General features: G+C 65.4%; 13 protein-coding genes, 2 pseudogenes and 1 other annotated feature. Of the genes and pseudogenes, 9 read left to right on the top strand and 6 right to left on the bottom strand.

Translation table 11 applies throughout. From position 1 onward, the window contains the following. The first annotated feature begins 38 nt into the window (after positions 1–38). Positions 39–9,302: a DNRLRE domain-containing protein gene (locus ACGFIS_RS34010; protein WP_392973683.1), complete on the top strand. Its 9,264-nt coding sequence runs from the start codon at positions 39–41 to the stop codon at positions 9,300–9,302. 66 nt (positions 9,303–9,368) lie between these two features. Then, the gene (locus tag ACGFIS_RS34005) at positions 9,369–9,908 is read left to right on the top strand and encodes an SUKH-4 family immunity protein (protein ID WP_392913381.1); all 540 of its coding nucleotides are present in this window, start codon (positions 9,369–9,371) and stop codon (positions 9,906–9,908) included. 161 nt (positions 9,909–10,069) lie between these two features. On the opposite strand, the pseudogene ACGFIS_RS34000 reads toward ACGFIS_RS34005, so the two are convergent. Both ACGFIS_RS34000 and ACGFIS_RS33995 read right to left on the bottom strand, forming a co-directional pair. Beyond that, positions 10,070–10,235: pseudogene (locus tag ACGFIS_RS34000) on the bottom strand (IS1380 family transposase); the annotation flags it as partial. Positions 10,236–10,288: 53 nt separating this feature from the next. Next, positions 10,289–10,510, bottom strand: a pseudogene (locus ACGFIS_RS33995) (transposase); the annotation flags it as partial. A gap of 35 nt (positions 10,511–10,545) precedes the next feature. Here ACGFIS_RS33995 and ACGFIS_RS33990 point away from each other — a divergent pair. Continuing rightward, positions 10,546–11,229: a DddA-like double-stranded DNA deaminase toxin gene (locus tag ACGFIS_RS33990; RefSeq protein ID WP_392913379.1), complete on the top strand. Its 684-nt coding sequence runs from the start codon at positions 10,546–10,548 to the stop codon at positions 11,227–11,229. Between the two features lie 89 nt (positions 11,230–11,318). Continuing rightward, positions 11,319–11,909 (top strand): Imm1 family immunity protein, encoded by a 591-nt coding sequence (locus tag ACGFIS_RS33985; RefSeq protein WP_392913377.1) that lies wholly within the window; start codon positions 11,319–11,321, stop codon positions 11,907–11,909. A 187-nt stretch (positions 11,910–12,096) separates the two neighbouring features. Here the strand turns inward: ACGFIS_RS33985 and ACGFIS_RS33980 are convergent. The 3 genes from ACGFIS_RS33980 to ACGFIS_RS33970 all read right to left on the bottom strand — a co-directional run bounded on the left by ACGFIS_RS33980 (position 12,097) and on the right by ACGFIS_RS33970 (position 14,185). Continuing rightward, positions 12,097–13,307, bottom strand: a protein-coding gene (locus ACGFIS_RS33980) for an IS3 family transposase (RefSeq protein WP_392913375.1) whose coding sequence is annotated in 2 segments (ribosomal slippage) — positions 12,097–13,022 and positions 13,022–13,307 — 1,212 coding nt in all. Because the reading frame shifts where the segments join, the coding sequence is not laid out codon by codon here. Next, positions 12,916–13,029, bottom strand: a sequence feature (AL1L pseudoknot). It overlaps the preceding gene by 114 nt. Before the next feature lie 94 nt (positions 13,308–13,401). After that, the gene (locus ACGFIS_RS33975) at positions 13,402–13,686 is read right to left on the bottom strand and encodes a hypothetical protein (RefSeq protein ID WP_392913373.1); all 285 of its coding nucleotides are present in this window, start codon (positions 13,684–13,686) and stop codon (positions 13,402–13,404) included. 250 nt (positions 13,687–13,936) lie between these two features. After that, positions 13,937–14,185 (bottom strand): transposase, encoded by a 249-nt coding sequence (locus ACGFIS_RS33970; RefSeq protein WP_392913371.1) that lies wholly within the window; start codon positions 14,183–14,185, stop codon positions 13,937–13,939. 375 nt (positions 14,186–14,560) lie between these two features. Here ACGFIS_RS33970 and ACGFIS_RS33965 point away from each other — a divergent pair, with 375 nt between their 5' ends. Continuing rightward, complete coding sequence (locus ACGFIS_RS33965) at positions 14,561–14,992, top strand: hypothetical protein (RefSeq protein ID WP_392913555.1); 432 nt, start codon at positions 14,561–14,563, stop codon at positions 14,990–14,992. Positions 14,993–15,355: 363 nt separating this feature from the next. On the opposite strand, the gene ACGFIS_RS33960 is transcribed toward ACGFIS_RS33965, so the two are convergent. Continuing rightward, complete coding sequence (locus ACGFIS_RS33960) at positions 15,356–16,096, bottom strand: transposase (protein ID WP_392913553.1); 741 nt, start codon at positions 16,094–16,096, stop codon at positions 15,356–15,358. Positions 16,097–16,107: 11 nt separating this feature from the next. Between ACGFIS_RS33960 and ACGFIS_RS33955 the strand changes: the two genes are divergently transcribed. From ACGFIS_RS33955 to ACGFIS_RS33940, 4 genes are all read left to right on the top strand, one after another. Continuing rightward, the gene (locus tag ACGFIS_RS33955; RefSeq protein ID WP_392973681.1) at positions 16,108–16,482 is read left to right on the top strand and encodes a hypothetical protein; all 375 of its coding nucleotides are present in this window, start codon (positions 16,108–16,110) and stop codon (positions 16,480–16,482) included. A 9-nt stretch (positions 16,483–16,491) separates the two neighbouring features. Beyond that, positions 16,492–17,031, top strand: coding sequence for a hypothetical protein (locus tag ACGFIS_RS33950; RefSeq protein WP_392973679.1), 540 nt, complete (start codon positions 16,492–16,494; stop codon positions 17,029–17,031). Positions 17,032–17,793: 762 nt separating this feature from the next. Next, positions 17,794–18,126, top strand: a complete 333-nt coding sequence (locus ACGFIS_RS33945) for a hypothetical protein (RefSeq protein WP_191334482.1) — start codon at positions 17,794–17,796, stop codon at positions 18,124–18,126. Between the two features lie 189 nt (positions 18,127–18,315). Further along, a complete protein-coding gene (locus tag ACGFIS_RS33940) occupies positions 18,316–19,962 on the top strand; it encodes a relaxase/mobilization nuclease domain-containing protein (protein ID WP_392912774.1) in 1,647 nt (548 codons plus the stop codon). Positions 19,963–20,016: the final 54 nt, after the last annotated feature.

The raw sequence follows: 20,016 nt of genomic DNA, 5'->3' as shown, positions 1-20,016 counted from the left end.
TATTGGGTTTGGGTGGCCGGGCGAGAAGGGACCTCGTGGTGAGCAGGTTTCGCAGGCTCCTGGCAGGAATGCTGGTCGTGGTTCTGGCGCTGGCGCTCGCGCCGCCGGCCAGGGCGCAGCAGCCCCGCGCCGGCGCGGAGGCGTCCGATCCTGGTGACGGGTGGAAGCCGGAGAGCAAACGCAACGCCTGGGACCGTTTCAAGGGCCTGTTCGGTGATGACGACCCCGAGCCGCGCAAGCTCGCGGCGGGCGGGGTGCCGCGCAACGACCCCAAGCCGCGAGGGAAGAAAGCGGCCCCGGCCAAGCGCGTGAAGGAGCTGGCGGGCCGCCGGTCGGCGAACGCCAAGGTGTACCAGTTGGCGGACGGGCGGCTGCAGAAGGAACTGTCGGCCGTTCCGCTGCACTACCGCGGCAAGGACGGCGACTGGCACGACATCGACCCGCGCATCAAGCCGACCGACCGTAAGGGTTTCGCCTACGGCAACCAGACCAACGCCTTTGAGAGCTTCTTCGGCACCCGCCCCGGTGAGCTGGTCACCTTCAAGGCCGATGGGGCGAGCCTGACACTCGGGGTTCCGCAGGCCAAGCCCGGCAAGCCGAAGACCGAGGGCAACGCCGTCACCTACCACAACCTGCTCGGCGACGGCGCGGATGTCTCCTATGAGGTCGCCCGGGACGCGCTGAAGGAGAAGATCGTCCTGGATGCGCCGCCCAAGGACGGCGTCTGGCGTTTCACGGTGAAGGCCGACGGGGTGCGGGCCTGGCAGCGCCCCGACGGATCGATCGCGTTCTACAGGGGCGACTTCGACGGCCGCCCGGTGTTCGTGATGCCCAAGCCGTTCATGTACGACTCCAAAACCGACGCCTCGTCCCCGTTCGGAAAGGCATGGTCGCCGAAGGTCACCCAGTCGATGCGCTGGGACGCCAAGGCCGGGCTGCTGCACATCACCGTCCAGGCCGACAAGACCTGGCTGAACGACGCCGAGCGCGCCTACCCGGTGGTGATCGACCCGACCATCAAGATCGCGCCGACGCCGACCCAGTCGCAGGACACCATGATCTCCTCCGACGGCCCGGCGACCAACTACGACGACAGCTGGCGGCTGTCGGTCGGCACCACCAACTCCGGCAAGTCTCGCGCGCTGCTGAAGTTCCCCTTGGACGAGATCCCGTCCGGGACCCGGATCGACTCGGCGCAGCTGCAGCTGTTCTACGACCAGAACCACACCAGCAGCGCCAACCCGGTCACCCTGGAAGCCCGCCGCGCCACCGCGGAGTGGGACGAGACCACCGCAACGTGGAACAACGCCTCGGGCATCGCGGGTGAGCTGTCCGGCAACACCGAACAGGTCGACGACGGCGACCCCGGCAAGACCTCCGTCAACGGCACTTGGTCCCGGCTGCACACCTTCGACGGCAGCGCCGTCGGCAACGACCTGTACACCTCCAAGAACACCACCACCGGGGACTCCTACACCTGGGTACCGCGCGTCACCGAGTCCGGCACCTACCAGGTGCAGGCGCACTACAAGCAGTACGACGACGCCGCCGCCGACGCCCCCTACACCGTCACGTACAACGGCGGGTCCAAGGTCTACTCCGTCGACCAGTCCGCCGGCACCGCGCACGCGGGCGTGTGGAAGACCCTCGGCTCACACCCCTTCGCCGCCGGGACGCAAGGCTCGGTGAAGCTCGGCGACGTCTCCGACTCCTCCAAGCGCGTCGTCGCCGACGCCGTCCGGCTGTTCAAGCCGGGCACCGCTGTGCGCCCGGCCGGTGACGGCGCGTCCCGGTGGCATTCGTTCTCGGTCCGCGACACCGTGCAGCACTGGCTGGATGGCTCCCACCCCAACCACGGGTTCGTGGTCAAGGCGGCTGACGAGAATACCCTCGGCCAGGGCGGGCCACGGTATGAGGGCAGCCTGTTCTTCTACAACGGCGAGACCGCGACCTACCCCAAACTGACGGTCACCTACGGCCGCCCCGGCGTCCAGGTCGACCCGCCGACCACCATCCACGCCACCGGCGCCGAGGTGACCTGGCCCGCCTACACCGACCCGTCCGGCTCGGACGACGACGACATCGTCGAGTACCAGGTGCACCGGTCGGTGTGGCAGTCCTTCACCCCGTCTGCGGCCACCCTGATCGCGCCTGTCGCCAAGGACGTCCGCTCCTATACCGACACCACCGCTCAGCCGACCCCGGCCGACAGCACCGACCCGTTCGGCAACTCCTACTACTACATGGTCGCCGTCAAAACCCGCGACGGAACCGTCACGCCCGGGCCGACCCAGCTCGCCCGCCTCCCCAAGGCCGGACGCGTCACCCGGATCTACCAGACCGGCGTCACCGACACCACCCTCACCGCCTCCCGCCCGGACGAGAACCAGGACGTACTGGCCGGAGAACCGTGGCTGATGGCCGGCAACAACAGCGGCACCTACGGCACCTCCCGCGCAGCGCTGCGCTTCCCCGACCTGACCGACATTCCCGCCTCGGCACGCGTGCTGGACGCCCAGGTCAAACTCTGGACCGCTGGCGTCGATCCCGGCGGCGCCGGCACCTACGAGCTACGCGGCCTGACCCGCGACTTCGACGAAACGACCGCGACCTGGAACAACGCCACCACCGGCACGGCCTGGACCACACCGGGCGGCGACATGACCGCCACCGCCTCCGGCACCGGCGGGAACTGGAGCAACGACCCGCAGCAACGCAACCTCACCGCGACGTCCCTGGTCCAGCAGTGGGTCGCCGACCCCGCCGCCAACCACGGCGCCATCGTCAAACTCGCCGACGAGACCACCCCCACCGAGCGCGCCATCTTCGTCTCCAGCGAAGGCCGCGAGCCCCAGCTGCGGCCCCAACTGGTCGTCACCTACCTGGAGACCACGCCGGAGAACACCTACTACGTCCCGGCCACCCCCGCCAGCGTCACCTCCGACTCCACCCAGACCCTGGACGTCACCCTCACCAACACCACCACCTCGACCTGGATGAAGGCCGACTACGTCCTGTCCTACCGGTGGAGCCGCCCCGACGGCACCCCCGTCACCGTCCAGCAACTGCACACCGCGCTGCCCCGCGACCTGGTCCCCGGCGACACCGTAACCGTCCAAGCCCAAGTCAAAGCCCCACCGCCCTCCACCGAAGGCAACAAACGCGTCGACCACGCCCTCGAGTGGGACATGTGGAACACCACCACCAGCACCTGGCTGTCCCAGGAACCCGCAGGCGTCCGCGCCACCGCGGTCAACCGCGTCGGCGCGCTGAAGCAGAGCCTGGCCGTGGAGGAGTCCACCTCCGACCAGGTCGGCCTGGAGAAGTTCTACGCCTACGCCGGCAAGAACACCGGCGCCGGCTCGACGGTGATGAACAACCTGCACGCCGGCAACGCGGCCTGGCAGTACAACGCCTTCACCAACCCCTCCCGCGGATTGGCCACCTTCCTGCGGCTGGCCTACAACTCCAAGGACACCTCCGACACCGTCGCCGGCTACGGCTGGTCCATCCAGGCGTCCTCCCTGATGCGGCTCGGCACCCCCATCGACCCCCACCCCAACACTCACGGGCGTACCGTCTCCCTCACCGACGGCGACGGCACCACCCACACCTTCACCCTCGACGACAAAGACACCCAAGACCCCGCCGACGACGAATACACCGCACCCGCTGGCGTGCACTACTACCTGCAGCGCCTGGCCGAATGCCGGCCCAAGGACGAGATAGCGCGCGCCTGGCAGATGACCCGCCCTGACCGTACGCAGTTCTTCTTCGACTGCGACGGCTACCTGTCGGCCATCGAGGACAACAACGGCAACCGGATGGACTTCACCTACGAAGTCCGCAAATCCCAGAACAAGCCGACCAAGTTCCTGCGCTACATCACCGACCCCGCCGGGCGGCAGACCCTCACCATCGACTACTGGGCCAAGGGTGACGACTACTCCTACATCGATGACGACACCTGGGAGAAGGAGACCGGCACCGGCCTGACCAACCCGCACATCATCGACCACATCAAGTCGATCAGCGACATCTCCGGCCGGACGCTGACCTTCACCTACTCGGCCAAGGGCCTGCTCGGAGAACTCGTCGACGGCGCCGGGTCGTCCCAGCCCAAGACGTTCGCCTTCCAGTACGACGCCACCCAGGGCAACAAGAACGTCAAACTCGTCAAGGTCACCGACCCCCGCGGCCACGCCACAGACCTGGCCTACTACGACACCCCCCAAGACGACCCCAAATTCAAGTGGTCGCTCAAGACCATCACCGACCGCCTCGGCCACCCCACCACCTTCGCCTACACCGACCCCGACGGCACGGCCGGCCAGCAGATCCGGACCGTCGTCACCGACGCCGAGAACCACGCCACGACCTACTTGATGGACGGCAAGGGCCGCCCCATCGAGACGACCAACGCCAAACAGCAGACCACCAAGCTCGGCTGGGACGACGACAACAACGTCACCCGCCTCGAAGAACCACCCGCCACCACCGGTGCCACCCCGGCCATCTCCACCTGGGCTTACGACCCCAAAACCGGCTACCCCACCGAGATCAAGGACGCCGAAGCGGTCAAGAACGGCTGGGACGGCACCCGTCTGACCTACCAGACCGGCCTGAACGGCCACATCGCCGACCTGATCTCCAAACAGAGCCCCGAAGGCCGCACCCACACCTTCACCTATACGCCCGAGGGCGACCTGTCCTCGGTCACCGACCCCCTCGGCACCGCCACGTCTACCGAGGGCGACTACACCACCCGCTACACCTATGACACGTGGGGCCAGCTCAAGACCGCCACTGACGCCAACGGCAACACCACGACCAACAGCGAATTCGGGCCACACGGCTACCCGAAAACCATCACCGACCCGCTGCAGAAGTCGACCACATTCGTCTATGACGAACGCGGCCAGGTCACCAAGGTCACCAACGCCCTCAGCCACGACACCACCCAGGCCTACGACACCTACGGCCGCCCTCTGGAAAGCAGCGTCCCCAAGGACCAGTCCGCCGGCGACATCATCACAACGCCTGCGCCCGAGTACGACGCGAACGACAACGCTGTGAAGGTGTACGCCCCGAACGGGGCGGTCGCCACCGCCGTCTACGACGATGCCGATCAGATCGTCGCCTCGTATGCGCCCCGGGACGAGCCGGGCGACCCCGAGCGCAAGACGACTTTCACCTATGACAAGGTCGGCAACCTCACCTCGCAGACCGACCCCAAGGGAAATCTGACGGCCACCGCGGGTGACTTCACGGTGACCAGTGTCTTTGACGAGCTCAATCGGGTAACCGAGGTCGTCAATTCCAGAGGCGAGAAGATCACCAGCACCTACGACAACGTGGGAAACCTGGTCAAGGTCGTCGATCCGCGCAAGAACGCCACCGCCGACACCGGTGACTACACCACCAAGTACACCTACGACCTGAACCATAGGCCCAAGTCGGTCATCGACGCGACCGGCGAGTCCACCTCGACGAACTACGACCGGGACGGTCTGCCGATCGAGACGATCGACCAGGAGAACAACAAGACCATCGTCTCCTTCGACGCCCGCGGCAAGCCCTACCAGGTGAAAGTGCCGCACAAGGACGACGGCGGAATCGTCCACAACACCACCCGGTACGAGTACGACCAGGTCGGCAACCAGACCAAGACGATCACCCCCCGCGGGGTGGCGACGGCCGCGGCCGACGACTTCACTTACCAGACCGTCTATGACGAGCTGAACCGGGTCAAGGAGCAGCTGACCGCCTACGACCCGGCCGATGCCCGCTACAACCAACCCGATCGCACGCTGTTCGATTACGACCCGGTGGGTCGGATGTCCAAGGTGTCGGCGCCTCCGTCGCAGGGGCAGATGGTCCGCAATGAGACTCGCTACACTTACTTCGACAACGGCTGGACCCGCACCTCCAGCGACCCTTGGGACATCTCGACCGAGTACGACTACAACCTGCTCGGTCAGCAGACCTCCAGCACCCTCACCTCCGCCGGCGGGTCGTCGTCGCGGACGCTGGGATGGGAGTTCTACCCCTCGGGCAACCTCAAGGCCCGCACCGACAGCGGCATCCCGGTCGGCAGCCAGGTCGTGCTGGTCGACAACTCCGACTACAACAACACCGCCGAGAACCCGTCCGGCGCCTGGACGGCCGGCACCGCCGACCGGCAGCACGGCTACAACGTCCACACCCGCCCAGCCGGCGACGGCACCGGCCTGTTCGTGTGGCAGCTCACCGTCCCCCAGGACGGCACCTACGAGGTCTTCGCCCGTCACTCCGACACCACCGGGGCGGCTCCCGACGCCCGGATGACCGTCACCCACGCCGCCGGTGAAACGACCAAGACCGTCGACCAGACCAGCGGGGCGGGCGAGTGGCAGAGTCTCGGATCCTACGGGTTCACCGAGAACAGCCCACACAAGATCACCCTGACGGACCAGGCCACCGCCGGCACCACCGTGGTCGCCGACGCGGTGATGCTGGTGCGCGACAATTCCGGCGACACCGACAACGAGAACAAGGCCTTCACCTACCGCTACGACCCCAACGGCAACCTGATCGAGGTCGGCGACAACTCACCCGGCGCGGCAATCGACGCCTACGCCACCACCTACGACGACCTCAACCGCGTCGCCAAGGTGGAGGAGAAGACCGGCACCGGCGTCGTCAACACCACCGCCTACACCTACGACGCCAACGGCAACCCCCTCACCCGCGCCCACGACTCGACCTGGTCGAAGTTCGACTACAACACCCGCGACCTGATCGAGAAGATCACCAACGCCCCAACCGCGACCTCCACCGACAAGCGGGTCTCCACCTTCACCTACACCCCCCGCGGGCAGTTGGACACCCAGACCAAACCCAACGGCAACACCGTCACCTTCACCTACACCCTCGACGGCCTCATCACTCACCAGGCCGAGAAGAAGTCCGGCGGTGGCCTGGTCGCCGAACACAACCTCGACTACACGCCCAACGGCCACATCGCCACCGACGCCGCCCGGCTGATGAACGCCGACAACCCCGGCGCCCTGCTGGACACCACCTACGCCTTCACCTACGACCCCCAAGACCGGATCGCCAAGGTCACCAAGACCGGGAACGCCGCCGGCACCGAAACCTACGCCTACGACGGCAACAACAACGTCGTCACCCAAACCGTCGCCGGCACCACCACCACACACAACTACGACCGCAACCGGCTGCTGACCTCCACGGCCAACGGAATCACCTCCACCTACAACTACGACCCCCTCGGCCGCCTCGACACCGTCTCCACCGGCGGACAGATCAACCAGAAGTACCGCTACGACGGCTTCGACCGCATCGCCTCCCAAACCGCCGGCACCGGCTCTGCGGCGAAGACCACCACCTATACCTACGACCCCTTCGACCGCACCACCTCCAAAACCGAGGGCTCCAAGCGCACCGACTTCACCTACCTCGCAACGGGCAGCGAAGTCCTCACCGAAGAGGTCGCGGGCAAGGTCACCAAGTCCTATGAGTACTCGGCCTGGGGAAGCAAGCTCACCCAGCTCAAACACACCGACCCCGGTCAGGAGATCTCCCAGTACATCTACCATCCCCGGGGTGACGTGGAGGCGATCACCAAGCCCAACGGCGACACCCGCGCCACCTACGGGTACACCGCCTACGGCGAAAACGACGCCCCCTCCTTCACTGGCGTCGACAAGCCCGACCCCCAAAACCCCGGCGCCGAGCCCTACAACGCCTACCGCTTCAACGCCCACCGCTGGGACCAGGGCTCAGGCACCTACGACATGGGGTTCCGCAACTACGACCCAGGACTGAACCGCTTCCTCACCCGCGACATGTACGGCGGTGCCCTGTCCGACATGGCCCTGGCCACCGACCCGTTCACCATGAACCGCTACGCCTTCGGCGGCGGCAACCCCATCAGCAACATCGAGTACAACGGCCACTTCGGCTGGAAAGACCTCGGAAACGGCCTCGCCGGCGCCGCCACCTCCGCAATCGGCACCCTCGCCCTCGCCAACCCCTTCACCGCGCCGATCGAAATGGCCGGCTGGGCAGGAATCGGCCCCGGCGTCTCCGGCGACTTCCAAAACCACCTAGAACAGGCCGGCGTCGACCCCGGCTCCGGCTCATTCAAAACCGGGTTCTGGGCCACCGAGATCGCCTCGATCGCCCTCGACGGCGCCGGCGCCTACAAAACCGGAGGAAAGGCCGCTGTCCGCGGCGGCGCACGCCTCATCCGTCACCTACTGGCGCAGGGCGGAGACAAAGCGGCCACCGCCATCAGCCGTCTCGGTGGCGACGCAGCCGCAGCCGCCAAGGCCTCATCCTCCGCCGCCGACTCCATCCCCGCCAAGGGCGGAACCACCGCCAAAGCAGCACGCCCCAGAACCGGTCCGGCCCCTGCCGCCCAAGCACCCAAGTGCAGCTTCCTGGCAGGAACCAGCATCCTGATGGCCGACGGGTCGCAGAAGAACATCGAACAGATCCAGGCCGGTGACCAGGTCACCGCCACCGACCCCGAAACCAGTGAGACCCGCCCCCGCGCGGTGGTCGAGCCCTTGACAGAGAAGGGCAAGAAGACCCTCGTCACCATCACCATCGACCTCGACGGAAATCAGGGCTCCCAGACTGCCGAAATCGCCGCGACCGACAACCATCCCTTCTGGCTTCCCGACTACGGCCGCTGGGCCAACGCCGGTGATCTCAAAGCTGGAATGTGGCTGCGCACCAGCGCCGGCACTTGGGTCCAGATCAAGGCCATCGCGCGGGAGAGCGTCCGCGACCAGCGGGTCCATAACCTCCTCGTAGCCGGAACGCATTCCTACTACGTGCTGGTGGACGGCACTCCAGTATTGGTCCACAACTGCGGCGGAAAGATCAAATATGGAACCGGCATCAGTCGGCTTGCAGTCGACGCCAGGAAAGCGAACAATTGGCTTACGGGCGGCCGAAATGTAGCGGCGATCGTATTCAGTGACCGGAGTGGCGGCACGCGCACCGCTGTCGCGCGCAGCTGGGGCAGGCATGCGGAGAAACGGGCCTGGGACAAGGCTCAGAAAATGGGTGCGACCGTTGACGACGTCGACCACATCTACACTGAACTCGCTCCCTGCGATTACGCAGGTTGTGACGTGTGGCTCGCCACCACCTTCAGGGAGGCGAACGTGTGGTGGAGCTTCAACTACACCCACGGTCGGGGCCTTGCGGGCTACTACGGTCGGCGGGCTGGCATGAATGCTCTTAAGAAGGCGATAGCAGGCATCCGCCGGGGAGATTTTGGGTGATGAGTTGAGGAGAGTAATAGTGGCTGATAGTATCCCCGAAGTCACCTGATGCCGGGAGAAGTCAACATGTCCTACACGCCGAAATGGCTCTCAATAGAATCATGGCAAGAGGTCGGAAAGGTGGACCTTTCGCCCGCGGCGATCGAATCCGCAGGCGTGCCGACCGACGCGGCTCTCGCCCTCAAGGAATTCGGGCTCCCCCGGGAGATCGAGGGTATGTTCTATCCGTGCGAGAATCACCATCCGTTGGAGCCGCTCAACCTGCCCGATGGAAGGCAGGCCTTCGTGCTCGGGCAGAATGAAACCGGTGTTCCGGGTCTGTACTGCGTAGATGTCGCAGGGACGGTCGTGCATTGCCTCGAGGGGGACGTTCGAATCGTCAATACCTCGCTGCCGGCATTTCTCGATGCGTTGGCGGCGTGGAAGGCCTTCCTCGAAGCATTCCCGGAAGAAGACGAAGGTGAGGACGAAGACTACGAGAAGAGCAGGACCTCGTACGGTAAGAAGTTGGCCAAAAGCGTAAAAAAGGCTGACAGCGAAGCTTATCGTCAGCGTGGCTCTTGGTGGTCGAGAGTCTACGAAGACGTCAAGCGAGGCATTCTCTAAGCCTCGATCCACCGATGGTGCATCGAGGTCGATCTCTCGTCCTTTCGGGAGGACGGCTGAGTTATGGGCCGCCCGCGGGTAGGGGTGATCGGCTGGTTTACCCAGCTTCTCCACGTCTTGGGGTTCCGGTCGGGCCCGGTCGGGCGGTGGATAACGGCAGGTCAGATGCTGTCGGGTGGGGCATGGACAGTGTCGAACAACTGCTGCCAGGCGCCGGCCCAGGGCCAGTTGCGGGGCAGGTGCAGGATCAGCCGGTGTGCTGAGCGGGCCAGCCGAGCTGGGACGCCGATCAGGTGAGCGCGGAATGGTGGCGGTGGTCGCGCGGGCGTGGAAGGCGCGCGGGAGTGTCAAGTTAACGGTGTAACTCGATCTTGTGGGTTCTAGTGGTGGTTGGCTGACAGGCGGCCTTCGAAGGCGATGTCGAAGGCGTTGAGTGCGGGCTTCCAGCGGCTGATCCAGCGTTTCTGGCCTTTGCCGGTGGGGTCCAGGCTCATGACGGCGAGGTAGACGCACTTGAGGGCGGCGTGCTCGTTGGGGAAGTGCCCGCGGGCTTTGACCGCGCGGCGGATCCGGGCGTTGACGCTCTCGATGGCGTTGGTGGACCGACACCATCACCAGCCAAGGCGACAAGCACCTGGTGACCCTCACCATCGACATCGACGGCAACCATGGTGCCAAGACCGCCAAGATCGTCGCCACCGACGAGCACCCGTTCTGGCTCCCCGACTACGGCCGCTGGGCCAAGGCCGAAGACCTCAAGCCCGGCATGTGGCTACGAGCCAGTACCGGCACTTGGACCCAGATCACCGCCATCACACACAGGACGATCCAGAATCAACGCGTCCACAACCTCACCGTCCTCGGCGACCACACCTACTATGCTGCTGCGGGCGGAACGCCGATTCTGGTTCACAACTGTGGAAATGCGTTTGACGGTGTCGCAGACGACCTTGCTGGCCAGAAACTAACAACGGGCCAGGTTGTTGATGGCGCTGGCAGAAGGATCGGCAATCCCGTGTCGAGCGGTGAGCACGGATCCTTCCCTGCCGTTAGCGACGCCATAAAGGCGTCTGGCCTTCCTCACGATCCAACCGGCAAATTTGATGCTGCCAGTCACGTGGAGACCAAGATTGCTCTAGCAATGCGCAACAAGGGTGTTACGAGTGCGACGGCGATTATAAACAACCCGAAGGGAGTCTGCGCTGGTCCCTATTCTTGCTCGACGGCAGTGCCGTCAATTCTTCCTAGCGGGTCTAACCTGACCATCTGGTGGAGAAACAGTGATGGATGGAATGGGTTGACCCTTCTCGGAAGAGGTTGATCGTTAGATCGCTTCGACCGGCCTCTCGCTGGGGTAGTATCTCTGGCGGGAGGCCAGTCCGTCTGTTCGGCGAGTTGAAAGGGAGTATCATGCTGGTACTGCACGCATTCTTTCGGGGGCAAGTACTGTATTCCTTGACAGGCACCAGACTGGACCGCCTGATAGGCGATATACTCGGCACGGCTAGCCGAAGCGACTTTCTTTCAGGTGTTGAAAGTGATATTTTCGCAACTTTTGTTCTTGCCGCTCCACATCGAAACCCGGCCAAGGTCGACCGGGAGTTCGATAGCTATCTCCAGGTCATGGTAAATCGTCATAAAACGCATGGAGCGCTAAAGTGGCTTCTTCCTGTTGGTTCTGTAGTTTCCGTGGAAGAATATTTGGCAAATAACATTTGGCTTTCCGACAACCCAGAGCCGCCCAGTGCTGATCCTCTAATTGTTGCGGATATGGATAACGGTCGGACTCTGGATCCTCGTTGTGCCTTGCCAATATCCACGGTGCGTATAGTTGTGGAAGAATTTTGTAGGCTGAGGACGGGAAAGCGTCCTGAATCTATTAGCTGGGTTCCAGGTGAATTTAGCGGGCGCCGACTCGACGGCGAGCAAGCCATAACTGGCCCAAGGTACTGTGAAGATCCTTGGTGTCAAGTTTCTGACTTGCCGCATATTTTCCATTAGTGATCTGACTGGCGGGGGGGGGACGTGTGGCCCCCGCCCGCCCTGTTGAAGCCCCAGAAATAGGGCAGGGCAGCAGCCACTCGGGGTAGTACGACCCCGACCGCAGCCTGGGCACCGCGAGTCGATCGTCCCGGCCTGAGTGTCCCTGGACCGCCCCGGCGATGTTGGAGGCTCAGATCGTTGGTTCTCAGCCGGCCTGGGTCGCTGAGCCGCGTGACCGGTGGAACGCTTCCTCGTACTCGCGCGGGGGAATGTTCCCGCAGTAGGAATGTATCCTTTCGGTGTTGTACCATGCCACCCATTCCATCGTGGCAGGCGTCACGTCCATGACATTCTCCCAGCCGCCATGGAAGTCGATGAGTTCCTTCTTGTAGAGGCTGTTGAGCGACTCGGCGGCGGCGTTGTCGAAGGAGTCGCCCTTGCTGCCGACCGAACGGGCCGCGCCGATCTGGTCCAGCCGTTCGGCGTACCGGATCGCCGTATATTGCACGCCCCTGTCGCTGTGATGGACCAGGCCGTCGTCGATGCCGCCACGTGACCAGATCGCCATTTCCAGCGCGTCCAAGGCCAGTTCGGCGCCCAGGTGATCGGCGACCTGCCACTCCACGATGGCCCGGGAGAACAGGTCCTGCACGAACGCGGCGTACACCCACCCGGCGGCGGTGTCGACATAGGTGATGTCCGCTACCCACCGCCTGTTGGGGGCATCCGCGGTGAAGTCGCGTTCCAGCAGGTCACCCGGCCGCTCCACGCCCGCCATCGTGGTGCGGGGCCGCTCGCGGGACGCGCACACTCCGGCGATGCCCACCTCGCGCATCAGCCGCTCCACCGTGCACCGGGCGACCTTGATACCTTCACGATTCAGGTGCGTCCACACCTTCCGCGCCCCGTACACCCGCCGGCCCGGACCTTCCCACACCCGCACGATCTCCTTCTTCAACTGTTCGTCACGCACCGCACGAGCCGACGGTTCGGCCTCGCGTTTCTTCGCCGCCCAATACGTCGACGGCGCACACTCCAGCACAGCGCAGATCGGGTCAACTCCGAACTGCTCCCGGTGGGAATCGATGAACTCGACTAGCGCGGCAGTTTCGGGTCGAGTTCCCGGGCGAAATACGCGGACGCGGCCTTCAGGATCTCGTTCGCCCGCCGCAGCTCCCGGTTCTCGCGCTCCAGCTCGGCGATCCTTTGCGCGTCGCTGGTCGTGGTCCCCCGACGCTGCCCGCCATCGACCTCGGCCTGCCGGATCCAGGTCCGCAACGCCTCCCGATGCACCCCGAGCTGGTCGGCGACCCGGGCGATCGTCCCGGTCCTCTCACCTGTCTGCTCACGTAGTTCAAAGACCATCCGGACCGCGCGTTCACGCAGCTCAGCGGAGTACTTCCTCGGGGGTGCCATAGCCCCTCACCCTTCCAGGTATCAGGGCCTCCACCCAACTCGGGGCGCTCCAGTAAGCGACACCATGTCGTCCGGATCATCACCGTCATCCCGCTCACGCTGCGATTGTCCCTGCCGCTGAGGCCACCTGTGTGGCGAGTTCATCGCGTTCCTCGCCGTGGTCGTGGTGGTGGCCGTGCAGTTCGAGCGGCGCGCTGGGTGTCGGGTCGGCGGCCAGGAACGCCAGATAGGCGTGGACGACCACGGCCAGGGTGATGTGCCAGTACCAGGCTATGTGCCCGCGGACCTGGTAATGGTCCAGCCCGAACTCGTTCTTGGTTGCCTGGAACACCTCCTCGACGCTCCAGCGGGACCCGGCCACCCGCACCAGTTCGGGCACCCCCGACCGGGCGGGTCGCCCAGCAGCGGTAGTAGGCCACCTTGGACGGGGCGCAGATCGAGCGGCGGGCCAGCAGCCATTCACCGTCCAGGCCGATCTATGCCCAGTCGTAGTACCGCCCGCTCTTGGCGCCGGGCCCGGCCGAGTACCTGCCACGCCCCGGCGTCCAGCGCGGCGAACGCGTGATCGACCCGAGTCCTGGTCACGCTCAGCACCAACGGATGGTCGCAGGACACGGCGAACACGTGGTTCAGGCCCCGGGCCCGGCAGCGGGCGCGCAGGGCGATGTCGTCACCGTAGGCCTGTCGCCGGTGACCCACCCGAACACCATCGGCGGGTCGTCGGTGGCGCGTTCGATCATCCGCCACGCCAGTTCGGGCTTGGTGGCGAACACCGTGGCGTCTGAGACGCCGGCGGCCAGCCGCTCCGGGTCGGTGAACCAGGAGCCAGGCACATACAGCTCACGGTCGATCGGCACCCGCGCACGGTCGGGGTTCACATAGGAGCAGAACACCCCATCGGGGGACCCCGCAGGGTTCTGCGGTCTCGCCTGTGCTGGCCAACCTGTTCACGAGTTTGGACAGAACGTCAGCTCCGATGCAAGCGTGAGAGCTGATTCCGCGGTCGATCAGCACAACAATTCGGTCGCGCGAAAATGGACCAGTGATCATCCGAGCCGATTCAACCGTCCGGATCCGCGGGCTTATCTGCGAGCAGTCGGCTTCGGGTTGCTCGGCAGAGGCGAACTGCAGGTCACCGAGTGACCGTGAAAGAAGGGGGCGTCGATGGTTGTCAGACCTGACTGCGGACGTGGTGATGTGTGGCATGATGGCCGAGGTCGCGGGCACGTTTCGAACGGTCGAGAGGAAGTCCCGTGAATCGTTTGATGGTGAGTGTGGTGGTGGGGGTTGCCGTCGTCCTGGCCGTACCGATTGCCGCAGTGATCGGGTTTTCCTCCTGGGAGGAGGGCAAGTGCAAGGAGGGGGTGAGGGAGTTGAGACGCATTCGGGGAGCGGTCGCGGCCGAACTGGCGGTGCTGAACAGCCCCCCTCTTAGGACTGTGGCCGTTTGTGATTCGGGTGATTCTCCTTACCTGGCCACTCGGCTCGATCCCTCGATCCCGCCCCAGCAAGTGACGCGACATCTGGAAAGTAGAGGATGGCGTATCGCCGATACGTATCGTCGGCCAGATGGCGAAATCTGGTCCTGGGAGATGCAGAAAATGTATCAGACCAAGTCCGCGCATCTTTCGATTATTCACCAGAGCGTTACCGGTCCGGTGAGCATCAGCGTCTCTCTCCTCTAAAGGTCGAGGCGGCGCCCAGGGGTGAACGCTTTTCGTGCGCCCAGCAGAACGGGAGGTGATGCCGCATGAGCGGCTGATCTTGTTCGTAAGCTCGTCGTCGCTTGCCGGTGTAAGTGGTCCGGTAGCTGCCAGGAGGCCCCGTAGCAGGCTGGCGGTTTCGTCTGGAAACGGGCGGGGTCGAAGCCCAGCGTCGAAGGCCCTGAGAGGGGGAGCGACGATGCGGTGCGCGATCTGCTGCGGTAACCGCTTAGCCTCGATCCACCGATGGTGGTTCGAGGTTGCTCTCTCGGTCGTTTCGGTGAGGTTTGTCGAGTTGGCGGCGGATTGCGGGCAGGGCTGATCGGCTGGTCTGCCTTGTTTTTTTTACGTGTTGGGGTTCCGGTCGGGCCCGTCGGGCGGTGGATAATGGCAGGTCAGACGCTCTCGGGTGGGGCGTGGACGGTGCTGAACAGGTGCATCCACGCCGGTGAAGGCGGTGTAGGCGGGTATCTCGGCGACCTGGGCGTCATAGATCAGTTCGCCGGTGTCGGGATCGAGTACACCGGTCGGGGAGCGGATCTGCGTCCACGCGTCCTCGCCGATGGCGGAGATGGCCCGCTTGATGGACGGGTTCATGCCGCAGGTGATCGAAAAGCGGGCGTCGGCGCGGCGGCAGGCGGCCACCACATCGGCGTTGTAGAACTGCGAATCGGCACGCAGTACGCGGATGCCGGTGGCTCCGACCTGCGGTGCGGTGGCCAGCGCCTCGGTGACCAGGCGCATCGCTCCCCGGCTGTCGGCCGAGCGGCCTTGGCGCAGCCGCGCCGCGGCCACGATCGGGCCGGCGGTCGGGGTGCTGATCGTGGCCAGCAGTGGATGCAGGGTGCGTACGCCTTTGATCCGTCCGATCTGCGCGCCCTGCTTGGCGCGGCCGAACACCCGCTTATGGGTGGAGTCGACGTCGATGAAGGCGACCTGGTCGGCGCCGGGCAGCAGCGGCGCCGGCCTGACCAGCTCGCCCAGGAACCGGCGGTGCACCGCGTGCAGATGCAGGGCATGCCCGTGGGTGAACGACCGCAGGAGCGTGCCCAGTGTGGAGAGCGCCCGAACCCCGGTGAAGGCCACCGCACCGCGCCGTGCCGCAGCCGGTCGGCGTCATCGATGCTGTCGGCGCCGGCGCACATCGCCGCCACCAGCGACATCACCTTCGCCGCCGGGTTCGCACCACCGTCGTTACCCGAACCGTTGATTCGTACCGCGGTTTCGACCATCCCGGCCAGACCGGCCCGCTCCGCAAGCCGGACCACCGGCACCAGGCCCGCATCGGCGATCAGGTTGTCCTCGTCGAACACCGAAGAGACCGCCTCGGCGGCATAAGAGGATTGCACTTACGGGATGCCTCGCTGATCCTGCGTGATGAAGCCTTCGACAAGCCCATCATCCCAGGCCACGGGGCATCCCTTTTGCCGTTCCCGACACCTGGACGATCATTCACCGGTGGATCGGGCTAAGCTCTACCTATGGCCTACATGCTCGAATTGGACGTAGATGAGTACGGGATGCTTGATGGGGGAGAAGAAATCTTCCCTGTCAAGGTAAGTGATCACGATCGGCGGAGGGCTTACCCACCACTAGGCCAACCCGTAGAATTCACATGGGAACAGGGCGACTCGGAGGTTCGTCCAAATGTATTCTATTATCCATACATAGATAATTTCGTGTGCGATGTGTCGGCCTATGAGATATTGTCGACGTCGCCTGGATGCATCCACACCATAGCCACGGGTGAGCTGGAAAGGAAGAATCTATTTCTGGTTCAGGTGACCACAATTATCGACTGCATCGTTGATTTGCAAGGGTCCGTGATCCAAAGCTATCCCAGCTACGAAATTCTTGCTTTCCCTGCGTTTCGTGCCAGCAAGAGGCATGCTATGGCACGGCGCATTTTTAGGGTTCCTGAGAACTTGTCGCTGATCTTCGTGGGCGTAGAGTTGAAGCGGAGTTTGGATGAAGCGGGGATCCGCGGTTTCCGATACCTTCCGGTCGATTGGGTGAATTGACGGCCAGCCCATGTCAAGGTTCTGGCCACAGAGGACCGATCTCTCCTATGCACCGGCTTGCTCAGAGTCGAAGACATTCCTCTCCTGAGCGGAACAGGTTCCAGGCTTGGATTCCCGACCTACCCGGTCGGTCGACCTTCCTGCTGTCCAGGCATCGACTGGTTTGCCGGAGACGACGTCATTATGCGGGTCACCCGTCACCCAGGCACAAGCGAGGCCAGTGGCTGGGCCACCCTGGAGGTTCGTGGCCGGACGGCCGAGGCGGCCGAAGCGGCGGCGACCGGGCTGCCGTCGAAGCGGTCCACTCCGTAGTGAGGCGATCTCAGCGACATCCGGCAGGGGAAGCCGTGGATGTGTATCGCTGAGGCTCGTGACGCTCTGGTCTTGTGCTCGCACTCGTCGGCGGCGATCTGGAGACCTCCCTTGGCCAGGTGCGCCACGCCGAGCGCCATGCTGGCGTTGGCTCGGGGGCTCGTCCAGGATGACGTTCAGTGTTTTTAGGCGTCTGTTCGCCGCATCAACGTTTTTGATTGTCGGGACGGGTCGGGGCGTCGGCAGGTATCGGGGGGCTTCACTGGCGCGGAGCAAGTAATAGGCAACGTTCATTTGTGTGGCTGGGCCGGGCGCGGTCCAGCCAGGGCAGAGGGATCGGGCGCGATCCCCGAGGGGGTGAGGCATACGTTCGAGATCGGCGAGTCGGTGTCGGGGTCCGGGGTGCCGCGGAGGCGTCGTTCGGTTCGGGCGCAGCAGCGGAGTCGGTCGGTGAGGATCGCGCTGTCGGAGCAGGAGTATGCGGTTTTGGCGGCTGCGGCGGCGAACGAGGGGTTGGCGCTGGGGGCGTTCGCCGCGCAGGCGAGTCTGGCGGCGGCGCAGGGACGAGTGGTTGCGGAGTACGCCGTGCTGCGAGAGGCGTTGGCGGCGGTGTTGTTCGCCGCCGGGCAGGTGCAGCGGGTCGGCGTGAATCTCAATCAGGCCGTTGCGGCGTTGAACTCCGGGGAACTGGTCGAGCAGCTTCGCTGGTACGCGCAGGCGGCGGCGCGCAGCATTGACCGACTCGATGAGCTGGCTCAGGAGTTGCGGCATCGGCTCCCGTGACCGGTCGGCCGGGGGCCGTGGTTGATCGGGAAGATCCGTCGTGGAGAGCGTGTCCAGGGGCTGCTGCGCTACCTGTACGGTCCTGGCCGGCATGAGGAGCATCGCGATCCGCATGTGGTGGCGGGTTTCCGGAGCGCGCCGGAGTTGGAGCCTGGGGTGGGGGCGGATGGGAGCCGGGATTTTCGGCGTTTGGACGCGCTGCTCACGCAGCCGTTGGCGCTGCTGGGGGAGCGGAACTATCGGCAGCCGGTGTGGCATCTTCCGTTGCGGGCGGCGCCCGAGGACCCGGTCATGTCCGATCGGCAATGGGAGCGGATCGCTCATGAGGTGATGGACCGGGTCGGGCTCGCTCCGGACGGGGACTTCGGCGCAGTCCGGTGGGTGGCCGTCCGGCATGCCGCCGACCATGTCCACATCGTGGCGACCTTGGCGCGCCAGGACGGCGGTCGGCCCGATGTGTGGAACGACGGCTACCGCGTCCGGGACGCTTGCCGCGCGGTCGAGCAGCGGTACGGGTTGCGGCGGACGGCTCCGGCGGACCGGACGGCGGCGCGGCGCCCGAGCCGGGGCGAGATCGAGAAAGCCGCCCGCCACGGTCGGCCGCTACCGTCCCGCACGCTTCTGCGACGCACAGTCCAGACGGCGGCGGCCGGAGCGAGCAGCGAAGCGGAGTTCTTCCGGCGGCTGCGTGACGAGGGGGTCCTGATCCGCCGGCGTTTCAGCGAGCGGGCGGCCGACGAGGTGACCGGCTACACCGTCGCCCTCCCCGACGATCTGAACGGCGATGGACGTCCCGTTTGGTACGGCGGCGGGAAGCTCGCTGCCGATCTCACTCTGCCCAAGCTTCGCCGCCGGTGGACGGGCGCGGACGGGTCCGTCCGCGCGTCGTCCCCGTTCCGCCCGCTGGACGGACGACATCTGTCCGAGCGGACAAGACGGGCCGTGCTGCGGACGGCCGTCCGCCGCGCGGCAGACGAGTCGGCGACGACCAGCGAGTTCCTCGACCGGCTCCGGGGCGAGGAACTTCTGGTCAAGCTGCGCTACAGCCAGATCGTTCACGGGCAGATCACCGGCTACGCCATCGCTTTCGCCCCTGACCACGATGGCGAAGAGCCCACGTGGTATCCCGGCAGCCGTCTCGCCGATGACCTATCACTATTCCGTCTCCGCCAGCGCTGGGCCACGCCTGCCGCGCACCGCGAGCCGGCCGCCGACCACGATGAGCTGACGCCGGAGGAGCGCCAGGCGTTCTACGACGACGCATCCCGCGCCGCCGCCTTCGCCACCGCCGAGATCCGACGGCACCTTGTCACCAACCCGCATGCCGCACAGGACGCCTGCTGGGCGGCCTCTGACGCCCTCCACGTCGCAGCCCGAGCCACCGGCAACCGTCACCTCCACCGCGCCGCCGATGCCTACGACCGCGCGGCCCGCGCCCCCCACGGCCGCATTCCCATGCCGACTCCGGCGGGCAACGCGCTGCGCACCACAGCCCGCCTGCTCGCGCTCACCGGCACAGCGAAGGACCGAACGGTGGTGTCGATGATGCTGCTCATCGCCAACTTCATCACCCTGCTCGACACCATCGCTCAGCTGCGACACCTTCAGGGGCGTCACGCCCAGGCCGACGCCGCTCGAAGGGCCGCCGCGCACACGCGACAAGCACGACCAGCAGGCCATGCCCCCGCACCCCCGCCGGCCGGCCCGAACGCACAAGCGCGCCTGGCCATGGCCGCCTTCCCGAATGCGTGGGCTCCGCTGCCGCAGAATGCACAGAGCAGAACAACGCCGTCGGCGCCCACGGGCCTAGTCCGCCCCAGTCGACGACGGCCGTGATCGAACGGCTCTCCATCGCGACGCTCGCCAGCCTCACCTCAAGGAGGGGCTGCT

It is taken from the genome of Spirillospora sp. NPDC048824 (genome assembly GCF_043198455.1).
Taxonomy (GTDB): Bacteria; Actinomycetota; Actinomycetes; order Streptosporangiales; family Streptosporangiaceae; genus Spirillospora.
The sequence above is the reverse complement of the archived record's forward strand: the minus strand, read 5'-3'. Positions and strand labels throughout refer to the sequence as shown.

Bases quoted from the DNA above. Each gene is read 5' to 3' on its own strand.
- ACGFIS_RS34005 (WP_392913381.1), top strand. From the start codon at position 9,369: ATGTCCTACACGCCGAAATGGCTCTCAATAGAATCATGGCAAGAGGTC.
- ACGFIS_RS33985 (WP_392913377.1), top strand. From the start codon at position 11,319: ATGCTGGTACTGCACGCATTCTTTCGGGGGCAAGTACTGTATTCCTTG.
- ACGFIS_RS33950 (WP_392973679.1), top strand. From the start codon at position 16,492: ATGGCCTACATGCTCGAATTGGACGTAGATGAGTACGGGATGCTTGAT.